Here is a 6764-nt window from a genome sequence, read left to right as displayed (position 1 = left end):
GGTATCGGAATGGTTCGATCGGCGGCCGCCCTGCGCGGCCAGTTACTCGACGCCGCGTTGCGGCTGTTCCAGCAGCGTGGGTTCCGGGGTACCTCGCTGCAGGACATCGCCCGCGAGGTCGGCTGCTCCAAGGCCTCCCTGCTGTATCACTTCACCAGCAAGGAAACGATCCTGGTCGAGGTGCTGACGCCGTGCACGAGCGCGCTCGACGCGCTGGCCGACTCGTTGCGCCAGGTACCGACGTCCGAGATGGCCCGCCGGGCGGTCGAGGGATTCGTCGACCTGGTGATCCAGTACCGCCAGGAGATCTCCCTGATGCTGGCGGAGGCGTCCGAGACCAGCGCGGCCTCGGCTGACGCCCCCACCCTCACCAATGACCAGCGCGCCGAGCGACTGGTGCTGGCGCTCAGCGGCGCCAGCCGCGACCCGCAGGCCCGACTGCGGTCCTGGATGGCCATCGGCGCCGTCGTCGTGGCCGCCACGTCACCGGGCAGCGAGGGATCCCCCGCCTGGCTTCGCCGCGAGCTGGTCGACGGCACGCTGCGCATCCTCCATCCGCCCCGGACCATCCCCCTGGGGCCCGCGGACGCCTCGGTACCCGCCAGGACACCCTGACGCCGGGCACCACGCGTCCGCATGGACAGCGAACCACCGCCAGCCGCCATCCCCGCGGCCACACTCGCCACCATGCCCATGCCCACGGCCACGGCCATGCCCACGGCCACGGCCACGGCAGGTCAGGGGCAGGCCAGGGGTGGGGTCACCCCCTGACCGGTGTGACACCAGTCGCCTTCCTGTCCGATCGGTCAAAACTGTCCGATCGGACAGTTAAGGTCTCCTCATGGCCCGATCGGGTGCCGTGCTCCACGGCCAGCTTCTCGACGCCGCGCTTGGACTCTTCGGTCAGCGGGGCTTTCGGGGTACGTCGCTGCAGGACATCGCCAAGGAGGCGGGATGCTCCAAGGCCTCGTTGCTGTACCACTTCCACAGCAAGGAAGCGATCTTCGTCGAGCTGTTGACGCCCTGCAAGGACGCGCTCGACGATCTGAACGACCTGTTGCAGGACGTGCCGACGTCCGACGTGGCGCACCGTGCGGTCGAGGGCTTCGTCGACGTGATGATCCGTTACCGGCAGCAGATCACGATGGTGCTCCAACAGGCGGCTGAGGCCGCCACGGCCCAGGCCGACAAGGAAAGCGCCATCAGCGAGCAGCGCACGGACCTGTTGGTGCACGCGCTCAGTGGACGCGACCCTGACCCGTCCGCCCGACTGCGGTCCTGGATGGCGATCGGGGCGATCGCCCTGGCCGCCACATCGCCGGGCACCGAGACGTTCACCGAGCTCGCCCGCCAGGAACTGATCGCCGGCGCGATGCGCGTCCTACGCCCGACCTGACACCGCCCTCGACCGGCCTGCGCGCACCCGCGGCGGGTACGGCGATGTTCTCCGGTCGAGGCGATCAGCCTGTGGTCGGCGCATCCGTACAGGCGCTACTCCTGGTAGCTCCCGGACGCATCCGTTCATCCCCTGTTGGTCCGTCGTGTTCGACACATCCGACTTTGTTGCCATCGGGACCGTCCGCATCCATAATTATTACTCTAGGTGATGCGATGAACACCCATGGCCATTAAGTTGATCTTTGCCTGACCGACCGACAACCAACCACGACGCCGTGGCTCGCGCCGCGGCCCGACAACGAACGGCGGCCCTGGTGCCGGCGGTCAACGACCAGCTCCGATCGAGCTGGGATTGGGAGTGGGCATGGGAGCGTTCCTGCACCGACTAGGCCGTTTCGCGGTCGAACGACGAAGATTGGTCATCAGTTTCTGGGTGGTGGTCCTGGCCGGCATCGCCGTCTGCGCCGCGGCCTTCTCCGGCCCGACGAGCAGCGCCTTCAAGATCCCGGGCACGGAGTCGCAGCAGGCCATCGACCTGCTGGACGCGAAGTTCCCCGGCACCGGCGGCGCCACCGCCCGGATGGTGATCGCCGCGCCCGACGGGCACAAGGTGACCGACGCCGGATACCAGGCGGCGGCCGAGAAGGCACTCACCGAGGTGGCCAAGGCGCCTGAGGTCGTCGGTGCCACCACCTGGGACAAGGCGACCGTCAGCGACAACGGACGGGTCGCGTTCAGCGACATCCGCTACTCCGTCGTCGCCGACAACGTCAGCGACGAGTCGAAGGACGCCGTCCAGAAGATCGCCGACGAGCTCCGCGCCGTCGGGCTCCAGGTCGACTTCTCCGGTGGGGTCTTCGTCACCGATGGTGGCGCGGGCAGCACCGAGATCTACGGCATCATCATCGCGTTCGTCGTGCTGGCGATCACCTTCGGTGGTCTGGTCGCCGCGGGTATGCCGATGGTGATCGCGCTGATCGGGGTCGCGATCGGGCTGCTCGGCATCCAGGCGCTCTCCGGCATCGTCTCGCTGAGCGACACCGCGCCCGTCCTGGCGCTGATGCTGGGCCTGGCCGTCGGCATCGACTACGCGTTGTTCATCCTGACCCGGCACCGGCAGAACCTCGCCGAGGGTATGGAGATCAACGAATCGATCGCCCTGGCCACCGCCACCGCCGGTGGCGCGGTGACCTTCGCCGGGCTCACCGTGGTGATCGCCCTGTCCGGTCTGGCCGTGGTCGGCATTCCGTTCCTGACCATCATGGGTCTGGCGGCCGCGGGAACCGTCGCCGTCGTCGTGCTGATCGCGCTCACCCTGGTCCCGGCGCTGCTCGCCGTGCTCGGACCGCGGGTGAACGCCGGACGCATCAAGCCGCTGACCCGTCGGACGGCCAGGGCCGCCGCGGCGAACCGGCAGCCGTTCGGTCGCCGCTGGGCCGGCATCGTCACCGCCAAGCCGTGGCTGACCGTGGTCGCCTGCCTGGTGGTCGCCGGGGTGCTCGCGATCCCGCTCACCGGGATGAAGCTCGGCCTGCCCGATGACTCGAGCCAGCCCACCTCCACCACCGAGCGACGCGCCTACGACCTGCTCACCAACGGCTTCGGGGCCGGCTTCAACGGCCCGCTCACACTGGTGATCTCGACCCCTGGCAGCACCGGGGCCAAGGCCGCCGCCGCTACCGGGGCCGCGGCTCTGAAGGACGCCGACGACGTCGCCGCCGTCAGCGAGCCGACCGCGAACCAGGCCGGCGACGTCGCGATCATCGCCGTCACCCCCAAGTCGGGACCGTCGTCGCAGGAGACGAAGGACCTGGTCAAGACGATCCGAACGGCCGCGGACCGGGTCGAGAAGGAGCGGGGTGGCCGTGCCTACGTCACCGGCAACACCGCGTCCAACATCGACGTGTCGGACAAGCTGTCCAGCTCGCTGCCCCTGTTCCTGCTACTGATCGTCGGCCTGGCGCTGGTGCTGCTCACCCTCGTGTTCCGGTCGCTGCTCGTGCCGGTGAAGGCGGTAGTCGGCTTCCTGCTCTCGATCGGCGCGTCGCTGGGCATCACCGTCTACGTCTTCCAGCAGGGCCACTTCGGCAGCCTGTTCGGGGTCGAGTCGCCCGGGCCGATCGTCAGCTTCCTGCCGGTGCTGTTGATCGGCATCCTGTTCGGCCTGGCGATGGACTACGAGATGTTCCTGGTCTCCCGGGTCCGTGAGCACTACGTGCACCACCGTGACCCGTCGAATGCCATCACCGAGGGCATGGCGTCCACCGCCCGGGTCATCACCGCCGCGGCTCTGATCATGATGGCCGTGTTCGGCAGCTTCATCTTCGGTGACGACGCGGTCATCAAGTCCGTCGGCCTGGCCCTGGCTGTCGGTGTCGCGGTGGACGCGTTCGTCGTCCGGATGACGCTGGTCCCGGCGATCCTCAAGCTCAGCGGGCATGTCGCCTGGGCGCTGCCGAAGTCGCTGGACCGCATCCTGCCCGACCTTGACCTTGAGGGCAGCCACCTCACCGCCGCCCACCAGCCGGGCGCGTCCGAGCCGGCCGGCGCACGGACCGGCGCACGGACCGGCGCCATCGTCGTGGACACCGGCGGTGCGGGCGAGCACGCCGATGGCCCACCCGTGCAGCCCGACGCCGACTGGTTCAACCAGCAGCCGGAGCAGACCGGGCCGCGCCGACGCTAGTCGGGCACCCGCAGTACCCGCAATGCTGGTAGCGATGCCCACGGACGGCCAGGTCAGAGGTTGACCCGGCCGTCCGTGGTCGTTTCGGCGAGGGCGGGTGCGAGCTGGTCGAAGGCCGCCTCGGCGCGGGCGAGCAGGTCCGGCCCGCCGCCGCCGGCGGCCCAGTCCAGCAGGAGAACGTCAAGGGTGGCGAGGGTCCAGCTGGCCATCAGCCGGGCCCGCAGCGGATCCGGTGGGGCGCCGAGGCGGCGGGCGACCTGCCCAGCCAGCTCGTCGATCCGTTCCTGCTGCACCTCGGCGAACCGGGCCCGCAACTCGGGCCGGGTCGCGATCATGTGCAGCACGGCCAGGGACTTCTCCCGGTTGTCCGCGCAGGCACGCAGCACGAGGAACGCCATGGCCCGCAGTGACCGGGCGGCCGGCTCGGCCGGCGGGCGGGCGTCCACGAGCGGGCCGAGGCCGGCGGACCGAAAGATCGCGCTGACCACGTCGTCCTTGGCCGGGAAGTAGCGGAAGAAGGTCCGCGGCGAGACGTCGGCGGCGGCGGCGATGTCCTCGACGGTCGTCGCCTCGTACCCCCGTTCGGCGAACAGCCGGCCGGCCGCGTGGACGAGCGTCTCCCTGGTCCGCGCCTTCTTGCGCTCCCGCAGTCCCAGGCCCACCACCGGGGCGGGGCCCGCCGGTACCGACACGTGTGCTGGTGAGGCCATGTGCGCTTGTCCGTCCCTGTCTGTGGACAGTCCACGCCGCGGGGCTGTGACCTCGGGCTCTCCCGACCTCATGGCCTGGCACCCGGCACCGCTGACGGTAGGCTCAAAATCTGTCACCTGACTGTTAACTGGCAATTGTATGCCACTTTTACCCCTTCTGTCCAGACCGCGACGGCGTGCCGTCGACGTGGAGGTCGCTGTGTCCGCAGCTCCCAGCACAGGCACCACCACGAGCACCGGGTCGGGATCGCCGCCGCGCCCACCGGAAGCGGGGGTGGCGGCGGCCGGGCGGTTCGAGAAGCTGCGGTCCAACCCGTGGCTGACGCTGATCAGCGTCGCGCTCGGGGTGGTCATGGTCGGGCTGGACGGCACGGTCGTCTCGATCGCGAACCCGTTCATCGCCCGTGACCTCGGCGCCAGCCTCGAAAGCCTGCAGTGGGTGACCAACTCGTATCTGCTGGCGCTGGCCGTCCTGCTCGTCGTCGGCGGCAAGCTCGGCGACCGGTTCGGCCGCAAGAAGGTCTTCCTCACCGGCATCATCGGCTTCGCGCTCACCTCACTGCTGGTCGGTCTGTCCGGCAGCATCGGCGAGGTCATTCTGTGGCGGGCGTTCCAGGGGGTGTTCGGCGCGCTGCTGATGCCGAACACGCTGGCGCTGCTGCGTTCGGTGTTCCCCGCCGAGAAGCTGAACTCCGCCATCGGGATCTGGGGAGCGAGCTCCGCCATCTCGATCGCGGCCGGCCCGATCATCGGCGGCCTGCTCATCGAGAACGTCTCCTGGGAGTCGGTGTTCTACATCAACGTCCCGGTCGGCGTGATCGCGCTGCTGGTCGGCGTCGCCGTCGTGCGCGAGAGCCGGGACGACCGGCCCGGGCAGCGTTTCGACCCGCTCGGCCTCGTCCTGCTCTCCGGCGGACTGTTCGCCCTGGTCTTCGGGGTGGTCAAGGCACAGACCTGGGGCTGGAGCAGCCCCTTGACGTTCGGGTTCCTCGGGGGCTCGGTCGCCCTGCTGGCGCTGTTCGTCCTCGCCGAGAGCCGGGTCGCCCAGCCCCTGCTACCACTGTCGCTGTTTCGCAACCGGACGGTGACGTTGGGCAGCGTCCTGGTACTGGTGAACTTCTTCGCGATGTTCGGTGTGCTGTTCTTCGTCACGCTGTACCTGCAGAACGTGCACGGATACTCGGCTGTCGGCGCCGGGGTGCGGCTGCTGCCGCTCACCACGGTGTTCATGGTCGGCAGTCCGATCGGTGCGAGTCTGACCACGCGGTACGGCCCGCGGGTCCCGATCGGGCTCGGTCTGCTGGTGACGTCCGCGGCGCTGTTCGGGTTGACGCAGCTGGACGCGAACTCGTCCTACCTGCGGCTGTGGCCGTCGCTGCTGGCGCTGGGCCTCGGGATCGCGTTCGTCGCCGTCGCCTCGGCCGAGGCGATCGTCGGCAACGCCCCGCTGGAACTGTCCGGGGTCGCCGGTGGCCTGCAGAGCACCGCGATGCAGCTCGGCGGCGCCATCGGGACGTCGGTGCTCGGCTCGATCCTGACCGCCCGGATCAGCGGTGTCCTCGTCGACAAGCTCGTCGGAGCCGGCACGCCCGAGCGGCTGGCGACCCGGCTCGCGGACTCGGCCGAGACCGTCAGCCAGGGTGTCGCCCTCACACCGCCGCCCGGCACGTCCGCCGGTGTCGGTGAGGCGCTGGCCGCCGGTTCGCATGCCGCGTTCATGTCCGGCCTGCACGTCGCACTGCTCGTCGGCGCGATCGTCACCCTGATCGGCGCGTGCGCCGCCCCGTTCATCCGCGCCAGCGGCCGTCCCACCGACAGCGGCGCCTTCGCCGCCGGCTGACCTCGCCGCCGGCTGGCTCATGTCACATCACGAGGGACGGGCCCGCCACCTCGCCGGGCCCGTCCTCGTTCCGTCTCCGCGCCCTTCTTTGCCGGGGGTCACCGCCCGCCGGTCCGGGCCATCTCCCGCG

General features: G+C 70.0%; 5 protein-coding genes. 4 read left to right on the top strand and 1 reads right to left on the bottom strand.

Annotation, left to right across the window (positions count from 1 at the left end; all coding sequences use genetic code 11):
• From G6R24_RS16610 to G6R24_RS16600, 3 genes are all read left to right on the top strand, one after another.
• Positions 1–615: TetR/AcrR family transcriptional regulator (locus tag G6R24_RS16610; protein ID WP_163550150.1), on the top strand; the 615-nt coding region annotated here is incomplete at its 5' end.
• Positions 616–841: 226 nt separating this feature from the next.
• Complete coding sequence (locus G6R24_RS16605) at positions 842–1396, top strand: TetR/AcrR family transcriptional regulator (protein WP_163550149.1); 555 nt, start codon at positions 842–844, stop codon at positions 1394–1396.
• Between the two features lie 417 nt (positions 1397–1813).
• A complete protein-coding gene (locus G6R24_RS16600) occupies positions 1814–4084 on the top strand; it encodes an MMPL family transporter (RefSeq protein ID WP_217451586.1) in 2271 nt (756 codons plus the stop codon).
• A gap of 53 nt (positions 4085–4137) precedes the next feature.
• Here the strand turns inward: G6R24_RS16600 and G6R24_RS16595 are convergent, their stop codons facing one another.
• Entirely contained in the window at positions 4138–4794 is a 657-nt protein-coding gene (locus tag G6R24_RS16595; RefSeq protein WP_217451585.1) for a TetR family transcriptional regulator, read from the bottom strand.
• 199 nt (positions 4795–4993) lie between these two features.
• On the opposite strand from G6R24_RS16595, the gene G6R24_RS16590 reads away from it, so the two are divergent.
• Positions 4994–6634: an MFS transporter gene (locus G6R24_RS16590; protein ID WP_225438627.1), complete on the top strand. Its 1641-nt coding sequence runs from the start codon at positions 4994–4996 to the stop codon at positions 6632–6634.
• Positions 6635–6764: the final 130 nt, after the last annotated feature.

The sequence above is a fragment of the Candidatus Frankia nodulisporulans genome (assembly GCF_902806475.1).
Taxonomy (GTDB): domain Bacteria; phylum Actinomycetota; class Actinomycetes; order Frankiales; family Frankiaceae; genus Frankia; species Frankia umida.
This window is presented reverse-complemented; position numbering and strand designations above follow the sequence as displayed.

Bases quoted from the DNA above. Each gene is read 5' to 3' on its own strand.
- G6R24_RS16595 (WP_217451585.1), bottom strand. From the start codon at position 4,794: ATGGCCTCACCAGCACACGTGTCGGTACCGGCGGGCCCCGCCCCGGTG.
- G6R24_RS16605 (WP_163550149.1), top strand. From the start codon at position 842: ATGGCCCGATCGGGTGCCGTGCTCCACGGCCAGCTTCTCGACGCCGCG.